This window comes from Paraburkholderia sp. 40 (assembly GCF_050434105.1).
Classification (GTDB): Bacteria; Pseudomonadota; Gammaproteobacteria; order Burkholderiales; family Burkholderiaceae; genus Paraburkholderia; species Paraburkholderia tuberum.
The window spans coordinates 4428533-4452511 of the sequence record NZ_JBNPVY010000004.1 but is presented as its reverse complement, the minus strand read 5'-3'; the positions used below and the strand labels follow the sequence as shown (position 1 = coordinate 4452511).

The 23979-nt window shown below is 62.8% G+C and carries 26 protein-coding genes; 14 read left to right on the top strand and 12 right to left on the bottom strand.

What is annotated here, in order from left to right:
* The first annotated feature begins 132 nt into the window (after positions 1-132).
* From murI to OKW28_RS42460, 5 genes are all read left to right on the top strand, one after another.
* On the top strand, positions 133-1020 hold the full coding sequence (murI, locus tag OKW28_RS42480) for a glutamate racemase (protein ID WP_429454329.1): 888 nt from the start codon (positions 133-135) through the stop codon (positions 1018-1020).
* 149 nt (positions 1021-1169) lie between these two features.
* Positions 1170-1424, top strand: coding sequence for a (2Fe-2S)-binding protein (locus OKW28_RS42475; RefSeq protein WP_090803857.1), 255 nt, complete (start codon positions 1170-1172; stop codon positions 1422-1424).
* Between the two features lie 332 nt (positions 1425-1756).
* Complete coding sequence (locus tag OKW28_RS42470) at positions 1757-2491, top strand: energy transducer TonB (protein WP_429454327.1); 735 nt, start codon at positions 1757-1759, stop codon at positions 2489-2491.
* A gap of 28 nt (positions 2492-2519) precedes the next feature.
* Entirely contained in the window at positions 2520-3251 is a 732-nt protein-coding gene (locus tag OKW28_RS42465; RefSeq protein ID WP_429454325.1) for a MotA/TolQ/ExbB proton channel family protein, read from the top strand.
* A gap of 16 nt (positions 3252-3267) precedes the next feature.
* A complete protein-coding gene (locus OKW28_RS42460) occupies positions 3268-3687 on the top strand; it encodes an ExbD/TolR family protein (RefSeq protein ID WP_429454323.1) in 420 nt (139 codons plus the stop codon).
* A gap of 434 nt (positions 3688-4121) precedes the next feature.
* On the opposite strand, the gene OKW28_RS42455 is transcribed toward OKW28_RS42460, so the two are convergent.
* Positions 4122-5132 carry a LysR family transcriptional regulator gene (locus OKW28_RS42455; RefSeq protein ID WP_429454321.1) on the bottom strand — a complete coding sequence of 337 codons (1011 nt, stop codon included), beginning with the start codon at positions 5130-5132 and terminating at the stop codon, positions 4122-4124.
* Positions 5133-5254: 122 nt separating this feature from the next.
* Between OKW28_RS42455 and OKW28_RS42450 the strand changes: the two genes are divergently transcribed.
* From OKW28_RS42450 to hemP, 4 genes are all read left to right on the top strand, one after another.
* The gene (locus OKW28_RS42450; RefSeq protein WP_429454319.1) at positions 5255-6133 is read left to right on the top strand and encodes a pirin family protein; all 879 of its coding nucleotides are present in this window, start codon (positions 5255-5257) and stop codon (positions 6131-6133) included.
* A 203-nt stretch (positions 6134-6336) separates the two neighbouring features.
* Positions 6337-6735 (top strand): OsmC family protein, encoded by a 399-nt coding sequence (locus tag OKW28_RS42445; RefSeq protein WP_429454317.1) that lies wholly within the window; start codon positions 6337-6339, stop codon positions 6733-6735.
* Between the two features lie 85 nt (positions 6736-6820).
* Positions 6821-7303 (top strand): SRPBCC family protein, encoded by a 483-nt coding sequence (locus OKW28_RS42440; RefSeq protein ID WP_429454314.1) that lies wholly within the window; start codon positions 6821-6823, stop codon positions 7301-7303.
* A 184-nt stretch (positions 7304-7487) separates the two neighbouring features.
* On the top strand, positions 7488-7748 hold the full coding sequence (gene hemP, locus OKW28_RS42435) for a hemin uptake protein HemP (protein WP_429454312.1): 261 nt from the start codon (positions 7488-7490) through the stop codon (positions 7746-7748).
* Positions 7749-8029: 281 nt separating this feature from the next.
* Here the strand turns inward: hemP and OKW28_RS42430 are convergent, their stop codons facing one another.
* The 5 genes from OKW28_RS42430 to uvrB form a co-directional block, all read right to left on the bottom strand.
* Complete coding sequence (locus OKW28_RS42430) at positions 8030-9439, bottom strand: 4Fe-4S binding protein (protein WP_429454310.1); 1410 nt, start codon at positions 9437-9439, stop codon at positions 8030-8032.
* Complete coding sequence (locus OKW28_RS42425; protein WP_429454308.1) at positions 9436-10281, bottom strand: FTR1 family iron permease; 846 nt, start codon at positions 10279-10281, stop codon at positions 9436-9438. The genes OKW28_RS42430 and OKW28_RS42425 overlap by 4 nt, the downstream gene beginning before the upstream one ends.
* A gap of 108 nt (positions 10282-10389) precedes the next feature.
* Entirely contained in the window at positions 10390-10722 is a 333-nt protein-coding gene (locus tag OKW28_RS42420) for a cupredoxin domain-containing protein (RefSeq protein ID WP_018418640.1), read from the bottom strand.
* A 111-nt stretch (positions 10723-10833) separates the two neighbouring features.
* A complete protein-coding gene (locus OKW28_RS42415; protein WP_429454306.1) occupies positions 10834-11382 on the bottom strand; it encodes an iron transporter in 549 nt (182 codons plus the stop codon).
* Positions 11383-11723: 341 nt separating this feature from the next.
* Positions 11724-13817, bottom strand: coding sequence for an excinuclease ABC subunit UvrB (uvrB, locus tag OKW28_RS42410; protein WP_429454304.1), 2094 nt, complete (start codon positions 13815-13817; stop codon positions 11724-11726).
* A 510-nt stretch (positions 13818-14327) separates the two neighbouring features.
* On the opposite strand from uvrB, the gene OKW28_RS42405 reads away from it, so the two are divergent.
* Positions 14328-15527 (top strand): amino acid aminotransferase, encoded by a 1200-nt coding sequence (locus OKW28_RS42405; RefSeq protein WP_429454302.1) that lies wholly within the window; start codon positions 14328-14330, stop codon positions 15525-15527.
* A 155-nt stretch (positions 15528-15682) separates the two neighbouring features.
* On the opposite strand, the gene OKW28_RS42400 is transcribed toward OKW28_RS42405, so the two are convergent.
* Positions 15683-16915: a patatin-like phospholipase family protein gene (locus tag OKW28_RS42400; protein ID WP_429454300.1), complete on the bottom strand. Its 1233-nt coding sequence runs from the start codon at positions 16913-16915 to the stop codon at positions 15683-15685.
* 10 nt (positions 16916-16925) lie between these two features.
* Positions 16926-17723 carry a 3-hydroxybutyrate dehydrogenase gene (locus OKW28_RS42395; protein ID WP_429454298.1) on the bottom strand — a complete coding sequence of 266 codons (798 nt, stop codon included), beginning with the start codon at positions 17721-17723 and terminating at the stop codon, positions 16926-16928.
* A gap of 235 nt (positions 17724-17958) precedes the next feature.
* Between OKW28_RS42395 and OKW28_RS42390 the strand changes: the two genes are divergently transcribed.
* Together OKW28_RS42390 and OKW28_RS42385 are read left to right on the top strand one after the other, a co-directional pair.
* Entirely contained in the window at positions 17959-18930 is a 972-nt protein-coding gene (locus OKW28_RS42390) for a potassium channel beta subunit family protein (protein ID WP_429454296.1), read from the top strand.
* A gap of 119 nt (positions 18931-19049) precedes the next feature.
* Positions 19050-19895, top strand: a complete 846-nt coding sequence (locus OKW28_RS42385) for a 23S rRNA (adenine(2030)-N(6))-methyltransferase RlmJ (RefSeq protein ID WP_184032566.1) — start codon at positions 19050-19052, stop codon at positions 19893-19895.
* A gap of 77 nt (positions 19896-19972) precedes the next feature.
* Here the strand turns inward: OKW28_RS42385 and OKW28_RS42380 are convergent, their stop codons facing one another.
* The 4 genes from OKW28_RS42380 to cueR form a co-directional block, all read right to left on the bottom strand.
* Entirely contained in the window at positions 19973-21013 is a 1041-nt protein-coding gene (locus OKW28_RS42380; protein ID WP_429361808.1) for an ABC transporter substrate-binding protein, read from the bottom strand.
* Between the two features lie 220 nt (positions 21014-21233).
* Entirely contained in the window at positions 21234-21545 is a 312-nt protein-coding gene (locus OKW28_RS42375; protein ID WP_429454294.1) for a hypothetical protein, read from the bottom strand.
* A gap of 287 nt (positions 21546-21832) precedes the next feature.
* A complete protein-coding gene (locus OKW28_RS42370; protein WP_429454292.1) occupies positions 21833-21979 on the bottom strand; it encodes a DUF3563 family protein in 147 nt (48 codons plus the stop codon).
* Between the two features lie 294 nt (positions 21980-22273).
* Positions 22274-22696, bottom strand: a complete 423-nt coding sequence (cueR, locus tag OKW28_RS42365; RefSeq protein ID WP_429454641.1) for a Cu(I)-responsive transcriptional regulator — start codon at positions 22694-22696, stop codon at positions 22274-22276.
* Positions 22697-22830: 134 nt separating this feature from the next.
* On the opposite strand from cueR, the gene OKW28_RS42360 reads away from it, so the two are divergent.
* A complete protein-coding gene (locus OKW28_RS42360) occupies positions 22831-23034 on the top strand; it encodes a heavy-metal-associated domain-containing protein (RefSeq protein WP_090803824.1) in 204 nt (67 codons plus the stop codon).
* 11 nt (positions 23035-23045) lie between these two features.
* Positions 23046-23969, top strand: coding sequence for a dTDP-4-dehydrorhamnose reductase family protein (locus OKW28_RS42355; protein WP_429454290.1), 924 nt, complete (start codon positions 23046-23048; stop codon positions 23967-23969).
* The last annotated feature ends 10 nt before the right edge of the window (positions 23970-23979 follow it).

Below are 23979 nucleotides of genomic sequence, written 5' to 3'. Positions count from 1 at the left end.
GGCACGACGCCTGCCCAGCAGGCATTCGCGCCGGACCGTACCGCACGGGCGATATACTTGCGCGCTTGTTCGCGCCTCACCGTGGTTTCACCCTTTTCGCCGACCGCCACTTCACGCTCGTTTTCTTCGCCTATGCCCGCCCCTTCGTCGTCCCCGACTGTCCGCAGTGTTGCCGCTGGCACCGCGTCGCAGGCGCCGATCGGCATTTTCGATTCGGGGCTCGGCGGCCTGTCCGTGCTGCGCGCGGTGCGCGCGCAACTGCCTGACGAGGCGTTGCTGTATGTCGCCGATTCGCTGTACGCGCCCTACGGCGAGCGCGACGACGACTTCATCACCGACCGCACCCTGGCCATCGGCGAATGGCTCGCCGCACAAGGCGCGAAGGCGCTCGTGGTCGCATGCAATACGGCGACCGCGCAGTCGATCGCGCTGGTGCGCGAAAAGCTGCCGATTCCGCTCGTCGGCGTCGAGCCGGGTGTCAAGCCCGCCGCGCTGCAATCGAAAAGCCGCGTCGCCGGCGTGCTCGCGACCCAGGCGACACTGCGCAGCGCCCGCTTCCAGGGGCTGCTCGAACGCTACGCCGCCGACTGCCGCTTTCTGTGCCAGCCCGGCCACGGGCTCGTGCAGGCGGTCGAGCGTTGCGACGTCGGCTCGGCCGAGCTGCAGGCACTGTTGCGCAGCTACCTGGAACCGATGCTCGACGCGGGCGCCGACACGCTGGTGCTCGGCTGCACCCATTACCCCTTTCTCGACGCGGCGATCCGCGACATCGTCGGCGAGCGGCTCGCGCTGATCGACACGAGCGTGGCGATCGCGCGTCAGCTCGAACGCGTGCTCGAGCAGCACGGCCTGCGCGCCGCCGCGTCGGCCGGTGCCACGCCGCTGCCGCGCTTCTTTTCCACCGACGACGGCATCCATCAGCAGCAACTCGCCGCCACGCTGCTGCGGATCGAGGCCGCGGTCGAGCAGGTATCGATTCCGTCGGGCCGCACGGCCGCATCGGATTCTCGCGCCGCCTAGCGCCGGCAACCGGCGCGCGCCCCGCCCTTCCTTCCGACGAAATCCATTCTTAGAGTCTGGTTTTGTTACAAAAAATCGCACGGGAAACTTGCCAAACGAACCAAACAAAATGATAATAATTCGCATTAACGTTAGCTATGACGCCTGCCATGATCGTCTGTGTCTGCAAATCCGTATCCGACCGCACAATCCGCTCCTCGATTGCGGACGGCATCGACTCGTTCGACGAGTTGCAGTTTGAACTCGGCGTCGCCTCGTGCTGCGGCAAATGCGAGGAATCCGTGCGTGACGTGATGCTGCAAAGCGGCGTCTGCGCGAGCCGTTGCGGCGTGGTCGAGCATCGGCAGGTGCAGAGCGTCGCCGAGGTCGTGCAAGTCGCGTTCTACGAGCGCAAGGCAGCCTGAGCTCTAAATTAGCGGGGCCCGGTGCAGGCCGTGTCGGTGCGTCTAAAAGCCCCTCTGCTTCACGCACGCTTTATCTAGCGCTCCCATGCGACGTTGAATGCGCCGCACGTCTGCAACACAACCGCAGTACTGTCCGCCGTACTGCGTTATCCCACTGCCGTCAGCAAGCCAGTACTCGTACCAGCCAGCTACCCCGCTCCCCCTTCGAAAGGAGTTCGAGATGGAATTGCTGATTGGTTTCGTGACTACTTTGTTCATTTCGCTGCTGATTTTCCGAACATGACGATGTCCTGTCTGACGCGCCGCCCGCACGGTGCGCTGCCACACTGACCATGCAGGCTCCGCATCCCATTTCCGCCGGCGCCCCGCTGGCGTCGTCCACCCGACCGAATTCCCGCGCGCTGACGGCCACTGCCATAGTCGTCGCGGTTCACGTCGCTGTGCTCGCCGTGATCATGACGCTGCGTCACGAGCCTGTACCGGTCGCGCTCGAATCGCACGTGATGACCGCCGAACTGCTGCCGCCCGCGCCGCTCGCCGCGCCGGCCGCGTTGCAATCGATCGCTCCGCCGCCCCGGCCAACGCCGCCCGTCCATACGAGGCCGAAAGCCCAGCCGAAGCCGACTCCGACGCCCAAGCCGACGCCAACTCCGTTGCCACAGGCCGCTGCGCCATCGCCGACGCCGGTCGCGGCGCCCGATCCGACGCCGCCAGCGCCCGCCGCGCCGGCGACACCGCCCACCGCGGCAGCCCCCGCGATCGGCAAGCCGACGATGGAAATCAGCGCGCCGAAAAACGTGTCGCACCTCGATTGCAATATCAGCCAGCCCGAATACCCGACTCTATCGCGGCGCCGCGGCGAATCCGGCACCGCGTACGTGCACTTCGTCGTCGGTCTGACCGGCATGCTCGAGAACATCGAGTTGAAGAAAAGCAGCGGCTTTAGCCGTCTCGACGACGCGGCCTTGGCCGCCGTACGCGCGAGCGCCTGCAAACCGTATCTCGAGAACGGCGAGCCCGTCAGGGCCGCGTACACCCAGCCTTTCAACTTCAATCTGACCGACTGAAGCAAGATTTCAAAAACAAGGAATTGCAATGCAAAACTACGGATTGGCACACGTGTGGGCGCAAGGGGATTTCGTGACGCGCGGTATCGCGCTCGCGCTATTGATCATGTCGGTGATGTCGTGGAGCGTGATCGTCGTCAAAGGCTGGAACGTGATGCGCCTGAAGCGCCTGACGAAGAACGCCGAGCAGGCGTTCTGGCATTCGGACGACCTCGCCGACGGCGTGAAGAAGATCGGCGGCGGCGCCTCGACGCCGCATGACAACCCGTTCCTCGCGCTCGCGCTGTCGGGCCAGGAAGCGGCCGACCATCATCACCAGACGCAGCCGCATCTGCACGACCGCATGGACGTGTCGGACTGGATCACGCGCTGCCTGAAAGACACGATGGACGAAAGCGTCGCGCGCATGCAGAGCGGTCTCGCGATTCTTGCGTCGATCGGCAGCACCGCGCCGTTCGTCGGCCTGTTCGGCACGGTCTGGGGCATCTATCACGCGCTGCTCGCGATCGGCGCGAGCGGCCAGTCGTCGATCGACCAGGTCGCCGGCCCGGTCGGCGAAGCGCTGATCATGACCGCGTTTGGTCTGTTCGTCGCGATTCCGGCGGTGCTCGGCTACAACGCGCTGACGCGCGCCAACAAGGCGATCGTCGCGAAGCTGAGCCGCTTCGCACACGGCCTGCATGCGTTCTTCGTGACCGGTGCCCGTCTGTCGTCCACCAGGCGCGGCGACGGCCTGCGTCTCGCAACCCGCGCCAACTGATCGACGAGGCATTCCAATGGCAATGAGCCCCTTCGCCGGAGACGATGACGACGGCCTGATGAACGAGATCAACATGACGCCGCTCGTCGACGTGATGCTGGTTCTGCTGATCGTCTTCATGGTGACGATTCCGGCGATCCGTCACGCGGTCAAGATCGATCTGCCGCACGCGAGCAGTCAGAGGGAAGACACGAAGCCCGCGCAGGTGACGGTGTCGATCGACGCGGACGGCAACGTGCTGTGGGACAGCACCAAGGTCGACGAGGCGGCGCTCGCCGCGAAGATCGCCGCGGCCGCGCAGGCGAGTCCGCAGCCGGAGTTGCATCTCGATGCGGACCGCAAGGTGCCGTACGAGAAGGTCGCTCAGGTGATGTCCGCCGCGCAGGCTGGCGGACTGACGAAGATCGGTTTCGTCACGCAGCCGAAAGCGAAGTAAACGGTAACGTGGCACGCGGAGCGGCGAGCGGAGCAGCGCGCTCGTCCACGGGAAAACCCTTTTAAACAGGGCCAAAAAGTAAAAGGCCTTCATCGTCGGATGAAGGCCTTTTTTTGTGCGCACTTGGCGCCTTCGGGCGGCGGGATCATTTGCCATCGGCCGAAGACTGATAGCTTTTATCACCGCATGCGAGGGCCGTGGTCGACACGGACAACGCGGTCAGCCCTATCAGGCCCGCTATGATAGCGGCCATGAGTTTTCGCATAGGACACTCCTTAGCGAAAGGGATTTCACTATATGCCTGTGTGCGCGCGCATTCAAGCAAACGACCATTGAAAGTAATCATGACAGGCCGCGCTTAAATGCTAAAAACGATTTCCGAAGCGCGCTAGCGGCCCGCGGCGCACCGTGCCCCCTTAAGTTGCCACAGAGCCTCATGAAACCGCCGCCGACGCAGCGGAGGACGCGCTCGCCACCGATGCCTGCGCCGCCGCTTTTTCGGCGCGCTCAGGACACTCGCCGATGATGTGCTTGCCCTCATCCGGATCGAGCATCTCGACCAGATAATCGACGAACGCGCGCACGGCCGGCACCATCCCCTGACGCGACACGAACACCGCGTACAACTGCGGCGTCGGAAAACTCCAGCCCGGCATCACGGGCGACAACTGCCCCGCTCTCAACGCGGCTCCATACATCATCTCCGGCAATGCGGCGATGCCGACGCCGGCGAGCACCGCCTCGCGAATCGTCATCAGATCGGCGGTCACGAGGCGCGGCTCGTGTTCGTGAGCATGGCGCGTGCCGTCGGGCGAGATCAGGTTGTACACGTGGCGGCCGTCGCTCGTCGGCACGTCGAGTGTTTCGAAGCGGTTCAGGTCGCCCGGCGTCAGCGGCGGCGCATTCTGCTGCAGCAGGCTCGGCGCGCCGACCAGCATCTGCTCGGTGCGCCACAGCGGCCGCACGACGATGTTCGCGTTTTCCGGCGGATCCGAACGCACGCGCAGTGCGACGTCGATCGAATCCTCGAACAGATCGACCACGCGATTCGTCACGCGCATCACGACGCGCACCTCCGGAAAGCGGTGCATGAATTCCGGCAGGATCGTCGACAGAATCGTCTGCGAGATCGTGACCGGCACGCTGACGCGCACCGTGCCGCGCGGCGACGAGCGCAGCTGCTGGACGACATTGACCGCCGCCTGCGCTTCGCTGAGCATCGCCTGACAGTGCTGGTAGAACAGCTGCCCCGCTTCGGTCAGTGCAAGCTTGCGAGTGGAACGCTGCAACAGGCGCACGCCGAGCGACGCCTCCAGCTCCGTGAGCCGACGCGACAGGCGCGACTTCGAGATGCCCAGCACCCGCTCGGCGGCCGAAAATCCGCCATGTTCAACGACCTGCGAAAAGTACATGAGGTCGTTCAGATTGTGTGAATCGATCTTCATCTCATCGTTCCATGAATAGAACAATCCATTGCTGAGGGACGGCTGGCACCGCCAAAAACGGTCCCTATAATAGCTCCATGTTTCAGAAATCGCGCTATTCCCCATTTTTCGAGGTGATATTGATGACTACGTCACGCACGATCGAACGCACGTTCCCGTCGGTTCGCACAGTGGAGGGCGGCGGATTCATCGTTCATCGACCGTTTCCGACGCGTCTGCTGATGGACTTCGATCCGTTCCTGCTGCTCGACGAAATGGGGCCGGTCGACTATGCGCCAGGCGAGGCCATCGGCGCGCCCGATCATCCGCATCGCGGCTTCGAGACGGTCACCTATGTGCTCGAGGGCCAGTTCGGCCACAAGGATTCGGCGGGCCATTCCGGCACGCTGCACGCCGGTGACGTGCAATGGATGACCGCGGGCGCGGGCGTCGTGCATAGCGAAATGCCGGACCCGGAATTCACGCGCACCGGCGGTCGCGTGCACGGCCTGCAGTTATGGGTGAACCTGCCGCGTCGCGACAAGATGATCGCGCCGCGCTACCAGGAAATTCCGTCGACACGCATTGCGGCCGCGACGTCCGAAGACGGTCAGGTGCGCGTGAAGGTCATCGCGGGCGAAGCGTTCGGCGTCAAGGCCGCGATCGAAACGCGCACGCCGATCCTGTATCAGCATTTCTCGTTGCAGCCGGGCGCGACGATCCGCCAGCCCGTACCGGCCGACTATCGCGTGTTCGCGTATGGGCTGTCCGGCAAGGGTGTGTATGGCGAAGGCGACGCGCGCGCGGACATCGACGCGCGCACGATGGTGGTGTTTGCCAACGACGGCGACGCGGTGACCATCACGGCCGGCGACGAACCACTCGAAGTGCTGCTGCTCGGCGGCGTGCCACTGAAGGAACCGGTGGTGCGCTATGGCCCGTTCGTGATGAATACCGAAGACGAGATCCGTCAGGCAGTGATCGACTATCAGGCCGGGCGGATGGGCGCGATCACGCACTGACAGTCGAGCGCCTGCCGCGCGTTTGTCACGCCTGTCGGCGCGAGGCGAAGCTTGCCACCAGCCACGCGCGCCGCCAAATCATCCGCCGCGGGCCGCGAACGCCGGCAAATTCGTTCACAATAACGGCTCATGTCGCGCGGCCCGCGTTGATTTCGACAGTCCGCGGCGCGCGACGCTATCAGATCCCTAGCAGAGGAGCGCGCATGACAGAGCTCACCGTCACCGCCCACATCGGTTCGACGAATTTCCAGGTCGTGTTCGACGACGGCAAGCACACCTGGCTTGCCGACGAACCCGAATCGCTAGGCGGCGGCGACCGCGGCCCGACACCGGTCTCGCTGCTGCTATCGAGCCTCGGCGCTTGTACGTCGATCACGCTAAAGATGTACGCGCAGCGCAAAGGCTGGCCGCTCGCGGGCGTACGCGTCAAACTGTCGATGGAAACCGGCGACGCGGGCTCGACGATCGACCGTCAGATCATGCTCGATGGCGAACTCTCCGGCGAGCAGCGGGAACGGCTTTTGCAAATTGCCAATGCGTGCCCGGTGCACAAGATCCTCACGCACACGATCTCGATCCGCTCCGCGCTCGCGGTCGCTTAACAGCCGCAGCAAACGAGCATAGGACGATCGGACGCCGGCCGTTCGGGTCACGGGTATTGCAATATTTTCATAGGACGCAGTCGTCTTGAATTTCGAACACCTTATTCAGATCAACGATCCGTTGAATCCCCTCGTCGAATCGATGACCCGCGAGCAGCTGTGGGAAGGGCTCGTGCTGCGCGCAGAGCAGCCGCAACTGTTCGTGATTGGTCTCGACAGCTGCACGATCCTGTCGCGCGACGGCAATGTGCTCGAGCGTGAGTTGCACTACGGCCAGGCCACCGTGCGCGATCGCGTCACGCTGCAGGAAAGCGAAAGCGTGCGCTACGACATTCTGCCGACCGCCGAGCACGTCGGCGGCTCACTGACGATGACGATCGAGCAGCCCGATGAGCTGCAGTTGTTCCTACGCTTCGAGTACGCGACCACGCTGCCCGTCTCGACCGACCAGGACGCCGTGCAGACGCAGGAGATCGTCAAGTCCGCGTATCGCGAGAACGATATCGATACGGTGCGGCTGATCCGCCAGTACGTCGCGGCCGGGCAGGAACCGGGACCGTTGCACTGACATACCGCGCGGGCGCCCTGCCCGCGCTTTCGCGGGGCCATGTCAGAATGGCTTTCAGAATCGCCATCTAGACGCACTTTCATTCAGCTATCAAAAGTCGGATCCGATCAATTTCTCGATCTTGTAAATAGGAATTGTTATCATTTAGAATGATCACATCGAATCGACGAACAAGCTAAAACGAATGACCGATATGACTCGCTCCTCCACGCTCAGCCTGCGCCGCTCGGCGGCCGCGCTAAACAGCCGCCCGAAATCGTCGACGACGGCCGCGCCCGCGGCGAAACCCGGCGCGCAACGCACCACCAGCCAGAGCGAGACGTCGGAACGGGTCGTGCGCAGCGACGCGCTGCTGCAAGGCCATAGTCACATCAGCATCGTGCACAACGGCGACACGTATCAACTGCGTGCGACGCGCCTCGGCAAGCTGATCCTGACGAAGTAGCAAGGCAACACGACGTAAGTACCGGGTATTGTGGGGACCACCTCCCAGAGAGGTGTTAGGCATTAGCCAGCCACGACGGCTTGCACGCGAGAACTAGACCCCTTCGTGCAGACACCAAGCCAGCCGTCGCAGCAAGCCAGGCCGCTTTTTTGGTTCTCGCTCGAAAGCCGATGCGCGCAACGGCGTACATCGCTGAAAATGATAAAGCCGTGGGGTGTCACCATCCCACGGCTTTTTGTTTGCGCTTGCGCCTGCGTTCGCACCGGACACAGGCTAAAGACTTACTTCGAGGCCCAGCCCCAGAACATCAGCCACCACGCGCTATTGACGACCGCCAGCGCCGCGACGAACCACAACATCGCCAGCGCGCGTTGCACGAAGCGCTCGCTGTAGCGGCGCGTGACGAGCCACGCGAGCCATGCGCTCCACGCGCTCGCAATCACGAGAATTGCGATGCGCAGACCCGACGCCCACCACAGGGACACGTGCTCGGCGCGCAGCAGCGACAGCGTCGTCGCCGACAAACCAAGGAATACGCCCGCGCCCGCGATCGGAATCAGCCCCTGCGTCAAGTGATGCAGACGCGTTGCGTCGAAGCGCCCGAGCATGCGCGTCGCGCCCGTCAGCAACAGCAGCAGCACGGTGCCGTAGACAAGCGCCGTCGACAGGATGTAGCCGATCAGCAGCGAGCCGTCGAGCCACGAGAACACGTCGTTCTGGTCGGGGTAATGCGTGAACAGGAACCATGGCGCGTTGGTGTCGAGCGGCCACGTGATGTCGCGATCGACGAGCCACGTCGCGGCGAACATCTTCAGGTCGATGAACCAGCGCGACGCGGTCCAGTGGAACGCGCCGATCGCGATGCCGAGCAGGCCGTACAGGATCAGCGCGGTGTCCCACGGGTTCGCCTTCTTGTCGCCCAACTGCACGACTTCGGTCGACGGCTTGCGCCACGTCAGCGCGATCGCATCGCGGTGTCCGCTGCAACGGCCGCACATATGGCAGTCGGCCGCACCCTTCATGTTGCGCAACGGCACGAGCGGCGCGCAGTTGATCGGAATCACGCGATGCCCATGCTCGCCGTTCGTGTACGAGCGGCGCCACGCGTCTTCGTCGACCTTGTAGTGAAACGGCGCGAGCCGTGACAGAAGCGAAAAAACCCCGTTGACGGGGCATAGGTATTTGCACCAGACGCGCTTCTCGCGTCCGTATAGCAGACCGATCACGATTGCCGCGAAGGTCGAGCCGCCGAGCACCAGCAACACCGCTTTCGGATACTGGTAGACGCTCACCATCTGCCCGTAAATCGTCGTGATGCCGAACGCGACGAACGGCCAGCCGCCCCAGCGCATCCAATGCGGAATCGCGCGGCCGAGGCCGAATTTGCTCGCGAATTCGGCGAGCGCGCCCTCCGGACACAGCACGCCGCACCAGACGCGGCCGAGCATCACCATCGACAGCAACACGAACGGCCACCAGATGCCCCAGAACACGAACTGCGCGGCGAGCGTCAGGTTGTTCCACAGATGCGCGGTATCGTCCGGCAGCGGCATCAGCGCGGGCACGACGATCAGGAACGCATACACCGCGACCACGACCCACTGGATGCCGCGAATCACCGCGCCGTGGCGCTGCATCCACTGGCCGGCCGCCGCGAGGCGGCCCGGCCGGGAAGCCATCACGGCGCTCATGCCGCGCGCCCTGCCGTCTGCTGCGCGGGCTTGCGACTGGCGCGCCGCACGAGCAGATAAACGACCGCCCAATACACGGCATAGGCGAGCAGATTCATCAGCGCCGGATGCGCGCGGTAACCGGTCAGCGTCGCGACGAGCGAACCGAAGGTGCTCGAGTCATCGAGAATCGCCGACGAATTCCACAGCTGGCCGACGAGCGTCGGCAGGATTTCCTTGTCGATCAGCTTGTCGACGCCGGTCTGGAACAGCCCCGCGCCGAGGAACAGCAGCATGATTTCGGTGACGCGAAAAAAGAGCCGCCACGAGATGATCTTGCCGCCGATCTGCAATACGTAGAAGGTCAGGAACGCAAGCGCGAGACCGATCACGACAGCGAGCATCTGACTGCCGTCGACATGACCCGACTGGCCAAAGCCGAGGCCGTACAGGAAGATCACGGTTTCGCTGCCTTCGCGCGCGATCGCCAGTGCGACCAGCAGCGCCACGCCCCACCAGTTCGAATCGCGCTGGCTCTTTTGCAGCGACTGTTCCATGTCGCGCTTCAGCGTGCGGCCGTGCTGCTTCATCCACAGCACCATCTGCACGATCAGCACGCAGGCGATGAGCACCATCGCGGTCTGGAAGTAATCCTGCGCGTCACCGGAGAGCACTTCGGTGAAGCCGACCAGCGCCGCGCCGAGCGCCACCGCCGCGATCACGCCGGCCGCCACGCCGCCCCACAGGTACGGCAAGCCGCGGCGGGCGTCGTCGTCGCCATTTTTCAACCACGCGTACAGGATGCCGACGACCAGCAGCGCCTCGACGCTCTCCCGCCACACGATGAACAGAATCTGACCCATTCAAGCTCTCCCTTCGATCCTTCTACTGCCCGCTTCCGTTGCCTCGCGCGACCGACAGCGCCCGCTTGCCGTGGCGAGTTCGCGTTCTCATTCGATCGAGACCACTGCTTACTTCGCGACGATCACGCCCTGCGCCTGCTGGTGAAAGTCGTCGAAAAACTTGTATTCGCCCGGCTCCAGCGGAGCGATCACGACGAACGAATCGGCGCCCGGCGCCAGAACCTTCTCTTTACGCAACTGCACGCTTTCGAATTCGGCCGCGCCCTTGCCGGTGTTGCGTACTTCGATCTTGATACGCTGGCCTGCCGGCACTTCGATGCGGGCCGGGTTCAGTTTGCCGTCGTTCATTTCGAGCTTGAAGGTCGGCAGGTCGGCTGCATGAGCCGTGGCCGCCAGGCAAAACGTGGCGGCAAGCATCGCGATCTTTCGGTTGATTCTCATTGTCCTTTCCGGAAAACGCGACGCGCCAACGCCAGATATGACTCCGACTGTCCGCGCGCCGTCTGCTGCATTCACTGATACGTTGAGCGACGCATTGGCACCGCGCACCGATCAGTAACCGCCCTTCTTGCCGATGCCTGCGAAGGTGAAGTCGTATTCGAGCGTGATTGGCTTGAACCACGGACCCACGCCGGTTTCCTTGTCGACGTGACGGCCGAACGCCATGTGGCCCATTTGCATCGGCGGTTCGACGATCAGCTTCAGGTGATACTTGCCCGGGCCTTGCAGCTTGACGTTGTCGCCGTAGTGCGGACCATCGTTCGCGACCATCGGCATCAGGTCGCCCTTCAACGGCTGGTTCGAGCCGGCCTTCGTCAGTTCGTAGCGCACCTGCAGATACGGCATCCAGTCGCCTTCGGCGAAACCGGTCGGATTGTTCTTGACCGCGTGGATGTCGGACTCGAGGTGAATGTCCGAATCCGACGCCTTGCGCATCATGCCTTCAGGTTCCATCGTGATCGGCTGCAGGTAGACCGCGCCGATTTCCATGCCGCCCTGGATCTGCTGCTTGCCGATCGGATATTCGGCGGCCGAGACCGACAGCGCCGCGACAGCAGCTACCGCTGCCGCGCCACCGCGCACAAAGGAAGAAATCCGCATTGAAGCTCCTTGTTTCTATCAGACTGGATCGATTTCATTGAAACACTGCGGTCGCAAGTCAGGTGTAAATTTAAATGCGAACCATTCTCAATATTGGGCGAGTTTATCATCGATCGTTGACGAGAACAAACCTGTCAGCATGCTCTGCCTAATGACAGCAGTGTCTTAAGGTCCGCTTAAGAAAACCTTCGTGCGGGGGAGGAAACGGAAACAGAATTAGTCACAGCCAAGACGTCCCGCGCCAACGGCTTCACCGGCAGCTTGAGCACTGGCTGATGTGAACAGGCGCGGCGAATGGCCGCGCCCCTTCGTGGTGGACAAAAGCGGTGGAGGGACGCTAGCTATTCGACGCCCGACACGTGGTCGCCGACGTTCGCGCCGAACACGCGCTGACGCAGCAGCGCTAGCTGGTCGCGGGTCTGCGCGGCCTTCTCGAATTCGAGATTCTTCGCGTGCTCCATCATCTGCTTTTCGAGACGCTTGATCTCCTTGGCGAGCTGCTTCTCGGACATGTCCTCGAACTTCGCACGGGCTTGCTGTTCCTTCAACTCGGCGCGCGCTTCGTCGACGTTGTACACGCCATCGATGATGTCTCGAATCCGTTTCACGACGCCGCGCGGCGTAATGCCGTGCGCGGCGTTGAACGCGATCTGCTTCGTACGGCGCCGCTCGGTTTCGTCGATCGCGCGACGCATCGAGTCCGTGATGTTGTCTCCGTACAGAATCGCCTTGCCGTTCACGTTACGCGCCGCCCGGCCGATGGTCTGGATCAGCGAACGCTCGGCGCGCAGGAAGCCTTCCTTGTCCGCGTCGAGAATCGCGACGAGCGACACCTCGGGAATATCGAGCCCCTCGCGCAGCAGGTTGATCCCGACCAGCACGTCGAACGCGCCGAGACGCAGATCGCGGATGATTTCGACGCGCTCGACCGTGTCGATGTCGCTATGCAGATAGCGCACTTTGATGCCGTGGTCGGCCAGGAACTCGGTGAGCTGCTCGGCCATCCGCTTGGTCAGCGTCGTGACCAGCACGCGGTCGCCGGCCTTGATGCGCTCGTTGATCTCGCCAAGCACGTCGTCGACCTGGCTGCGCGCCGGCCGCACCTCGATTTCAGGGTCGACGAGGCCGGTCGGACGCACAAGCTGTTCGGCGACCTGCCCCGCGGTCCTCTTCTCGTAATCGGCGGGCGTCGCCGACACGAACACGACCTGGCGCATCTTGCGCTCGAACTCGTTGAACTTGAGCGGCCGGTTGTCGAGCGCCGACGGCAGCCGGAAGCCGTAGTCGACGAGGTTTTCCTTGCGCGCGCGGTCGCCGTTGTACATGCCGTTCAGCTGGCCAATCAGCACGTGCGATTCGTCGAGCATCATGATCGCGTCGGCCGGCAGGTAATCGACGAGCGTCGGCGGCGGCTCGCCCGGCGCCGCGCCCGAGAAGTGCCGCGAATAGTTCTCGATGCCCTTGCAGAAACCGAGCTCCTGCAGCATTTCGAGGTCAAAGCGGGTGCGCTGCTCGAGGCGCTGCGCCTCGACGAGCTTGCCTTGGCTATAGAAGAATTCGAGGCGCTCGCGCAGCTCGGCCTTGATCGTTTCGACGGCGCGCAGCACGGTATCGCGCGGCGTCACGTAGTGCGACGACGGATACACGGTAAAGCGCGGAATTTTCTGTCGCACGCGGCCGGTGAGCGGATCGAATAGCTGCAGTGTTTCGATTTCGTCGTCGAACAGCTCGACGCGCACCGCCATCTCGGCGTGCTCGGCCGGGAAGATATCGATCGTGTCGCCGCGCACGCGGAACGAGCCGCGCTGGAAGTCGGCTTCGTTGCGGCTGTACTGCATCGCGATCAGCCGCGCGATGACGTCGCGCTGGCCGAGCCGGTCGCCGGTGCGCAGCGTCAGGATCATCTGGTGGTATTCGGACGGATTGCCGATACCGTAAATCGCCGACACCGTCGCGACGATCACCACGTCGCGCCGCTCCATCAGGCTCTTGGTCGCCGACAGCCGCATCTGCTCGATATGCTCGTTGATCGACGAGTCTTTCTCGATGAACAGATCGCGCTGCGGCACATACGCTTCCGGCTGGTAGTAGTCGTAGTACGAAACGAAGTACTCGACCGCGTTGCGCGGAAAGAACTCGCGGAACTCCGAATACAGCTGCGCGGCGAGCGTCTTGTTCGGCGCGAACACGATCGCCGGGCGGCCGAGCCGCGCGATCGTGTTGGCCATCGTGAAAGTCTTGCCGGAGCCGGTCACGCCGAGCAGCGTCTGGAACGCGAGACCGTCGCCGACGCCTTCGACGAGCGTGTCGATGGCCGTGGGCTGGTCGCCGGCGGGCGGATACGGTTGGTAGAGCTTGAACGGCGAACCTTCGAACGTGATGAATTTTGATTCGTCGAGCGTATCGTCGGCTTCAGTCAGATGGTGTTCGGACATGAGGGGCGGCACCGGGCCTTGGGCAAAGAACCATTCTAACGGGTTGCGGAAAGCGAAGATCGAGCGGGCTTACGTAGGGTGGCCCTGGGCGCCGGTGTGTTATGGCCCTTTGCAGACTTGCGCGCCCTGACGGGCTTTACCGCGAACTCCCATGCCGGGCTGTGTCCTCCACGCCACGCGTGATCGTGGCGCAGTCAGCGCCAATGGACAGCGCACCTCGGCCTGTTCGCGCCGTCGACATCGCCACGCCCGCTCGAATTCCTTACTGCCACATGGCTCTCCAGTGCTTGTTTTTCAAGCAAATAATCGCCTTTTGCGCGTCTGGTCGTCCGAAAGAAGCGCCCGGATTCGTTACAATGCGAAGTTGCGCTCGCTCGCCGCTGTCCATCGGACGTCCCCGATTTTCGCGTTTCGTCGAACTCACGCCCACCCCCGAAACGCCGCAGACGCCCCAGATGAGGCCGCTCGCGCGCGAAGCCGCCCTCTTTTCACTACTGCTGCCCACCCATCATGTCTCTGTTCTCCGCCGTCGAACTTGCTCCCCGCGACCCGATTCTGGGCCTGAACGAAGCTTTCAACGCCGATACGCGCGCCACCAAGGTCAACCTCGGCGTTGGCGTGTACTTCAATGAAGAAGGCAAGATTCCGCTGCTGCGCGCCGTGCGCGAGGCGGAAAAGGCTCGCGTCGAAGCCGCGCTGCCGCGTGGCTATCTGCCGATCGAAGGTATCGCCGCTTACGATGCCGCCGTGCAAAAGCTGCTGCTCGGCAACGACTCGCCGCTGATCGCGGCCGGCCGCGTCGTCACGGCGCAGGCGCTGGGCGGCACGGGCGCGCTGAAGATCGGCGCGGACTTCCTGAAGCGCGTGAATCCGAATAGCAAGGTCGCGATCAGCGATCCGAGCTGGGAAAATCACCGCGCGCTGTTCGAAGGCGCGGGCTTCGTCGTCGAATCGTATCCGTACTATGACGCGCAGACGCACGGCGTGAACTTCGATGGCATGTTGAGCGCGCTGAACAGCTATGAGGCGGGCACGATCGTCGTGCTGCACGCGTGCTGCCATAACCCGACCGGCGTCGACCTGAGCGTCGAGCAGTGGAAGCAGGTCGTCGAGGTCGTCAAGGCGCGCAACCTCGTGCCGTTCCTCGATATCGCCTACCAGGGCTTCGGCGACAACATCGAAGCGGACGCGGCAGCCGTGCGTCTGTTCGCGGCGCAGGAACTGAACGTGTTCGTGTCTTCGTCGTTCTCGAAGTCGTTCTCGCTGTACGGCGAGCGCGTCGGCGCACTGTCGATCATCACCGCGAGCAAGGAAGAAGCGGCGCGCGTGCTGTCGCAACTGAAACGCGTGATCCGCACCAACTACTCGAACCCGCCGACGCACGGCGGCTCGGTGGTCGCGGCCGTGCTCACATCGCCGGAACTGCGCGCGACGTGGGAAAGCGAACTGGGCGAAATGCGCGACCGCATCCGCGCGATGCGCAATGGTCTCGTCGAGCGTCTGAAGGCAAGCGGCGTTGATCGTGACTTCAGCTTCGTGAACGCACAGCGCGGCATGTTCTCGTACTCGGGTCTGACGGCACCGCAAGTGGACCGTCTGCGCGAAGAGTTCGGTATCTATGCGGTCAGCACGGGCCGCATCTGCGTGGCTGCGCTCAATACGCGCAACCTCGGCGTCGTCGCCACCGCAATTGCTCACGTGCTGAAGTAAGGCGATTCACAGCGCGGAGGTTTGCCGTGCAAGTGCAGCAGGTTCGCCGCTGCCACCGCCTGTAAACACGGCGCCCTTTTCTGAATGGGCGCCGTTTTTTTATTTTCTGACGGTTCGGCCTTGGTTGGCGCAGCGTCGGGGCTCTCCGCGAGGAATCAGCGCGAATCCCGATGAATATCGTGCGTGACGAACCCGGCATCGTTTTCCGGCATATCGAGCCAGTCGGGCTGCTCGAGAGAACGGAGAATATCTTCGAGACCGCTTCGCCAATGCTCGCGCATCGTCGACAGACCGAATTGAAAGTCCTTGTAGTGTCCTTCGTATTCCTTGTGCCGGTAGATCAGGTGAATCACGTTGTAGCGCTTTGAACACGACAGATCTTCGGCCAGCTTGCACCACGGATCGTCGCGTTGGTCTTCTGGCACACGGTCCAGCACCTCGCGCAGTACGTGGCGGAAACGCTGCGAGCGCTGCAGCATGTCGGTCACGAGACGCGTACGGCTCGAATACTGGATGTCTTTCATGCGCCCCTGCACGTCGGTGAGGTTGTCCGGCACCGGCCCGATCGCGCTCCATAGGTCGACCTGAAACGCGAGCGTGTCGCGACGCGGCGTGGACTGGAGCACCTCGTAGAGCGGCGTATTCGACATCAGGCCGCCGTCCCAATAGAACTGACCGTCGATCTCGACGGCCGCGAAGCCCGGGGGCAACGCGCCAGACGCTATGAAATGCTCGGGCCTGAGCGTGGTGTGGGTATTGTCGAAGTACGCGAAATTGCCCGTGCCGCAATTCACCGCGCCCACCGACACGCGTATTTCGCCGGAATTAATCCGGTCGAAATCACACAGCGACTCGAGCGTAGCCTTCAGCGGCGTGGTGTCGTAGTAGCTCGCCAATTGCGGCGGACCGGACACAGTGGGCAACGGCGGTGGGAAACGCGGCACGAAAAAGCCCTTTTGCCCTTCGACGATCGCGCTCATTGCCTGCGCTGCCGTAAATGCCTTGCGCACCGCTTCGCTCGAATTGAACAGCAGGTGTTCGATCGGAGCCGGCAAGGGCGCCCCGAACGCCGGCTGGCAGATCGTCTCCCAGAATTGCAGCAGACGCTCGACGCGTCGTTCCGGTGGATTGCCCGCAATGATCGCCGTATTCAGTGCACCGATCGAGATGCCCGCGATCCAGTTCGGTTCGATGCCGGCTTCGTAAAGTCCCTGAAAGACGCCGGCCTGATAGGCGCCGAGCGCGCCGCCGCCTTGCAGCATCAGCGCGACGGTTTCGTAGTTGGGCAACCGGAGATGCCGGCGCGGGCGGGCGGCGACCGACGGACCCGCGCCCTCCCCGTCGCCCGACACGCCCACCCGCGCCCGCTTCAGATTGCGTTGCGCCATGGGCCGCCCCTTAGTGCATGTACCAGCCGTGGCTCACGACGAACGACTGGCCGGTCAGCGCCGCGCTCGGGAATGTCGACAGGAACAGCACGGTCTGCGCGACGTCTTCGACCGTCGTGAAGATACCGTCGACGGTACCGCCCAGCATCACGCGCTTGATCACTTCCTCTTCGCTGATGCCGAATTCTTTCGCCTGCTCGGGAATCTGCTTGTCGACGAGCGGCGTGCGCACGAAGCCCGGACACACGACGTGCGAACGCACGTTATGCGCAGCGCCCTCCTTGGCAAGCACGCGCGACAGGCCCAGCAGAGCGTGCTTCGCGGTCACGTACGCCGACTTCAGCGGCGAGGCGACATGCGAGTGGACCGAGCCCATGTAAATCACGACGCCGCCGCGATTGTCCTTGTACATGTGCTTGAGCGCGGCCTTGGTGGTCAGGAACGCGCCGTCCACGTGAATTGCCTGCATCTTCTTCCAGTCCGGGAACGAATAGTTTTCGATCGGATTGACGATCTGGATGCCGGCGTTGGAAACGAGAATGTCGATCGAACCGAATTCCTCGGCGACCTTGTCGATCCCCTGGTTGACGGCATCTTCGTTCGTCACGTCCATTGCCACGCCGATTGCCTTACCGCCGCCCTTTCTGATTTCTTCAGCCACGGCGTTCGCGCCGTCCTGGTTCAGGTCGGCGATCGCGACCGCAGCACCCGCGGCCGACAGAGTCAACGCGATCTGTTTGCCGATGCCGCTCGCGGCGCCAGTGACGACGGCAACCTTGCCGTTCAGATTCGAGTTCAGAGACGACATCCAGAACCTCCATGCAGTTGATGAGCAATGAGACCACGAGACCGCGCGCGGCGAGAAGTCGGCCAAACGGTATAGACCGTTCGGCGGATGCAGCGCGGCGGCCGACTTTGCTATTGTGCATGAACCCTGTGAACGACATAGGTAAAACGCACATCGAACCGTATCTCTTTAAACTGGACGCTTTCGGGCTGAATCCGGGCTCCATTCCCGTGGCATCACCAACCAGGAGACATGCATGAATTATCGACGTCTGGGCCGCTCGGGCCTGCAAGTGAGCGAGTTGTCCATCGGCTCATGGGTCACGTACGGCAACCAGGTGGATCACCGCGCCGCGCGCGAATCGCTTGCCGCGGCGCGCGACGCGGGCGTCAATTTCTTCGACAACGCCGAAGTCTACGCGGGCGGCAAATCCGAGGAGATCATGGGCCATGCGTTGAAGGAGCTTGCGTGGCCGCGCGTGAGCTACGTCGTGTCGACGAAATTCTTCTGGGGACTCAACGAAGCGCCGAACCAGTACCACACGCTGAACCGCAAGTACCTGATGAACGCGATCGACGCGTCGCTGAAGCGCCTGCAGCTCGACTATGTGGATCTCGTGTTCTGTCATCGTCCGGACCCGAACACGCCGGTCGAGGAAACGGTGTGGGCAATGAGCGACATGATCGCGCGCGGCAAGGCGCTCTACTGGGGCACCTCGGAATGGAACGCCGACGAGATTCGCGCCGCCTATGAAATCGCCGAGCGGCATCATCTGCACAAGCCGGTCATGGAGCAGCCGCAATACAACCTGTTTCACCGCAAACGCGTCGAGCAGGAATACAAACGGCTCTACGAGGACATCGGCCTCGGCCTGACCACGTGGAGCCCACTCGCATCGGGTCTGCTCACCGGCAAATATCGTGACGGCGTGCCAGCCGACAGTCGCGCGCAGTTGCAGGGCTATGACTGGCTGCGTCAGCAGCTCACGGACCCGACCCGGAACAACGTGGTCGGCCAGCTCGGCGCGGTCGCCGACGAGCTCGGCTGCACGGTCGGTCAGCTCGCGATCGCATGGATTCTGAAGAATCCGAATGTCAGCACGGTGATCACGGGCGCCTCGCGGGTCGAACAGATCGGCGAAAACATGCAGTCCGCCGAGGTGGCCAAGAGCATCACGCCGGAGATAAAGCAGCGGATCGAGGAGATCATCGGCGACGCGCACGAGTAATCGCGCGCGCAGCGCCACGCACCGGTTGGCTAACCGGGCACGCGCGGTCGCGTACAATACGCGACCGCGCGTCGCCGGCTCCTTCGGGCCAGCCTGCGCTCTCTCAGCGTCCTCTCATCATGCTCAGCTACCGCCACGCCTTTCATGCCGGCAATCACGCCGACGTTCTGAAACACGCCGTCGTGTTGCAGCTCCTGCGCTACCTTGGCCAGAAGGACAAGGCCTACTGGTATATCGACACGCACGCGGGCGCCGGCGTTTACTCGCTGAAGGAAGGCTACGCGACGAAGACCGGCGAGTTCGAGACGGGTATTGCGAAACTGTGGGGCCGCAACGATCTCCCGCCGCTGTTCGCCGAATATGTCGATGAAGTCAGCGCGCTCAATGCCGATGGCCAGTTGCATTTTTATCCGGGCTCGCCATATCTTGCGTGGCGACAACTGCGCGCGCAGGATCGTATGCGGCTCTTCGAATTGCACAGCACCGAAATCGACGTGCTGCGCCACAATTTTCGCGACGCGGGCCGACGCGCAATGCTGTATGCGGGCGACGGCTTCGACGGGATTCTCACGCTGTTGCCGCCCGCGCCGCGCCGCGCGCTGATCCTGCTCGACCCGTCGTATGAAGACAAGCGCGATTACGGGCGCACGCTGCGCTGTGTCGAGGAAAGTCTGAAGCGGTTTCCGACCGGCACGTATGCGGTCTGGTATCCGCAGGTCAAGCGCCCTGAGTCGCAGCGCTTTCCCGATCAACTGAAGCAGTTGCAGAAGGACAACTGGCTGCACGTCAGCCTGACCGTCAGCAATCCGCCGGAAGACGGCTATGGGCTGTTCGGTAGCGGCATGTTCATCCTGAATCCGCCGTATACGCTCGCCAAGACGCTGAAGGATCAGATGCCATGGCTCGTCAAAACGCTCGGCGAGGACAAGGCTGCGACGTTCAAGGTCGAATATCGCGGCAATTGAACGTGATGAGCGGCGCGTGAGCGTGCCGCGCGCGGTTCCCCGTCACCTGTCTTGCGCAACCCGATCTCCGCATACGCTCACTTGAACTGCGCGGCCGCCTTGCTCGCGAACTGGTTCGTATAGGTAGCACTCAGATCGATCTTCTTCGGATCGAGCCGGCTATCGAACGACGACAACGCGCGCAGCGACGTCGCCGGGCCATCAGCGGGCATCAGTCCGTCCGGCGAATACGCGTCGCGCACGTTGTGAAAGGCGTCGAGATAGAGCGTCGGGTCGCCCAATAGATAGGCTTGCGGCACCATCTTCAGCAGATCCGCGTCGCTCGCAGTCTGCAGCCAATGATTCGCACGCACGATCGCGTTGGTCAGCGCCTGCGTTGTCTTCGGATTTTTCTGGATGAAGCTTTCGGCCGCGTAAAGCGTCGCCGCGGGCATCATGCCGCCGAACACCTCCTGCGTGCCTTTCACCGTGCGCGTATCGACAAGCACCTTGATGGCGCCGCTACGCGTGAGCTTGGTCATCATTGGATCGACATTGGACAGCGCGTCGATCTGCCCACTGCCCACCGCGGCCAGCACCGTCGCGCCGCTGCCGACCCCGATCGCGGAAATGTCGCTGCGCTGCACGCCGGCCTTGCGCAACGCAACGGTGAGCACGAGATCCGTCGACGAACCCGGTGCGCTCACGCCGACCTTCGCGCCTTTGAAGTCCGCGAGCGACTTGATCTGATCGGCCTTCGACTTCACCACGCCGATCACGATCTGCGGTGCGCGGCCCATCAACACGAACGCGCGATAGTGCTGACCCTTCGCCTGCATGAACAACGTGTGCTCGAACGCGCCCGCGCCGACTTCGGCGCTGCCGCCCACCACCGCTTCGAGCGCTTTCGAGCCGCCCGCGAAATCTTCGAGCGTGACGTTCAGGCCTTCGTCCTTGAAGTAGCCGAGCTGCTGTGCGGCGAGGACCGGCAGATAGTACAGGCCAGGTAAGCCGCCCACGGCCATCGTCAGTGTCGGCATTTCCGGCGTGTCCTTCGCGAACCCAGCGCCGGGCAACGCAGCCAGTGCGAGCAGCATCACGCAGGCGCGCGTCGCACGCTGCATCCATTGATTGAGCATGGTGACGTCTCCTTGTTGTGTTTTCCGTTCGAAGCAGTGACGCAGGCGCACATGCCGAGATCGAAGCTCACGCGGCGAGGCGCGCAACGATTGTCGTCGGACGGTTTCACGGACGCCATGCGCCCAAACCCGAATGAGATTGTCGGGTGCGAGGCAAGCTGGCGTATGGGGGAAAAACGGGACCGTGCAGAAGCACCGCCGACGATCTCTCCGTCGGTACCTATTGCGGAAGGGTCACCGCTTGAGGCATCGGCCGCGGCGGCGCGCCACCACCCGCCGGCAATTGGATATACGGCGCGACCACGAACGTCGGCGACGATTCCGGAGCCAGCTCGACCGGTGCCGCGATCGGCGGCGCGGCGACGATCGGCTCCGGCGCAGGCGGCGAGCTCAGCAGTACGGTACCGCTCTGGCCATTATTGACGCCGCCGAGCGTATCGAGGATCACGGGGGGACGCCCGTTATCGGACACCGCGAATGCGTCCGACGCGACGCAGAGGGCGGCGAGCGTCGCCATGGTGGCGGCAGCCATCACGGCTCGGAAAGTTTGCAGCGAACGGACGGAGGACATGGACAGCCCGATTGGTTATGAATGCCGTCTTGCGCGAAAAACGCCCTACATTACCGCGGGCCGCGTTACGAAGCTAGTCGATATTCGCCATCAGCAGCCTTCTTGCGCCGTTCACTCGAAAAAACGTCGAAGGCACACGCGGATTTCGATGTCCAGATACGACAAAGCCCCGCTTTGACGGGGCTCGACATTGGTACTGCACGGCCGCGCAAAAGCAGGCGCCGCCAGGTCAAACTCAAACCGGAAACTTACAGCGAATAGCCGGTGGTTTCGAGTGAACGGATGCGCTGTTCGAGCTGAACGATATCCGACGACGAGGCGAGATATGCCTCACGACGGCTACGTTCCGCGGTTTCGAACCAGGTGCTGAGCTTCTCAAGAATGAATGCAAACATGACGTTCTCCAAGGATCAGATCGAATCCCCGGTGATTTGACGTCAGGGATTTCCCGTAAAAGGGTTAACCCGTATTATAGCTTTAAGGTGCAATCTGAACAGTGAAATGCCCGCATGGTGTGCATTCCGTTTTGGAATAGCGCACTGGAAAGGTGCAATGCATTTCCTGATTTTATTGGGATTCATCTAGGCGTCCTTTAAGTGGACGTCATTTTCGCAATTTTTATGCGCACTTTCGGTGCATGAATCGCTCGACCTAAGAATCGGCAGGCTGGGTTGCACTTCGATTAGCCGCTAAAGCGGACGGCAACCTTGTCCCGATACAAGATCGGTGTCCGCGAGTCGTTCGATAATCGGACAATCTGGCCGGTCATCACCATGGCAATGATCGGCCAGATGCGCGAGAGTGTCGCGCATGTCCGTCAGTTCGGCGATGCGGCGATCGAGTTCGGCGACATGTTCGAGCGCGATCCGCTTTACTTCGGCACTTGCACGCGAGCGGTCGTGCCATAGAGCAAGCAGCCGCCGGATATCCTCGACCAGAAATCCGAGCCGACGAGCCTGGCGAATAAAGCGCAAGGAATGCACTTCCTGCTGGCCATACACGCGATAACCGGCACTCGTGCGCGCCTTCGCAGTCAATAGGCCGACACTTTCGTAGTAGCGGATCATTTTTGCCGTAACGCCCGATACGCGGGCCGCTTCGCCTATGTTCATGACTGTTTCCCCAAGGTTGCGGCTGAACTGCAATCGATCCTACACCTTCCCATGGTGGGAAGGTCAGCTACCCAAACAAGGTACGGCAGGCATAATTCAACTATCCGCAATCTGATTCCGCCGAGGTCTTTGCAATGACAATCGAACTCCATGTAGAAGGCATGAGCTGCCAGCACTGTGTTGCCGCTGTCACGAGCGCGATTCGCGAGCACGACGCCGCCGCGCAGGTTCAGGTGGATCTCGCGACCGGCCGCGTGCTCGTGGAGTCGGCGCAACCCGTCGATGCGCTGAAGGCCGCGATTGACGAGGCCGGATACACGGTCACGTCTGTGCGCTGAGGGTGCCGCGCATGTTCAAGGTTGCCGTAATAGGTGGTTCCGGATTGCTCGGCCGCGCGCTCAACGACGAACTCGCGCGCCAGACCGGCTGGCAGACCGTCTCCACCGCATATAGCCGAACGTCTCCGCGAATGGTCGCGTTGGATGTTCGCGATAGCGTTGCGGTCGAGCGTTTCATCGACCGCGTAGCGCCTGATGCCGTCGTGATTGCCGCGGCGGAGCGCCGTCCCGATGTATGCGAGCGCGATCCGGCGCTTGCTCGCGCGCTGAACGTCGATGCCGTGCGAATGATCGCCGGGGCTGCGAACCGACACGGCGCGTGGACACTGTCGATCTCGACTGACTACGTGTTCGACGGCACGCACCCGCCCTATCGTCACGACAGCACACCTGCGCCACTGAACGCGTACGGACAGAGCAAGCTCGAAGGCGAGCGAGCGCTGACCGACACGGCCGAGGGCGGATGCGTGCTGCGTCTGCCGCTGCTATATGGTCCGATCGTCAGTTGGTCGGAATCGGCCGTGACTAGCCTCGTGCCGGCGATTGCAGCGGCGGCGGCGCCGGGGGCCCGGGCTGCCAGGATGGACGCTTGGGCGATCCGCTATCCTACGTTCACGCCCGATGTCGCTTTCGTGATCCGACAGATGCTCGAGCGGCACGCGCGCGGCGAAACGGTCTCTGGCATCGTGCAATGGTCGGGCGACGAACCGATGAACAAGTACGAGATCGCCGTGCGCCTGGCAGAAGCGTTGCAACTCGACGCGCGTCTGACGCCCCAGCGCACACCAACCGACGCGACGCCGCGCCCGCACAACTGTCATCTGGCATCGAGCCGTTTAGAGGTACTCGGAATCGGCCGACGCACGCCCTTCGATATGGCGATGCGGCAGGTGCTGGCCGCGTTTCCGTGGCAGGGACAGGCAACTTCCGTATGATCCGGCACCT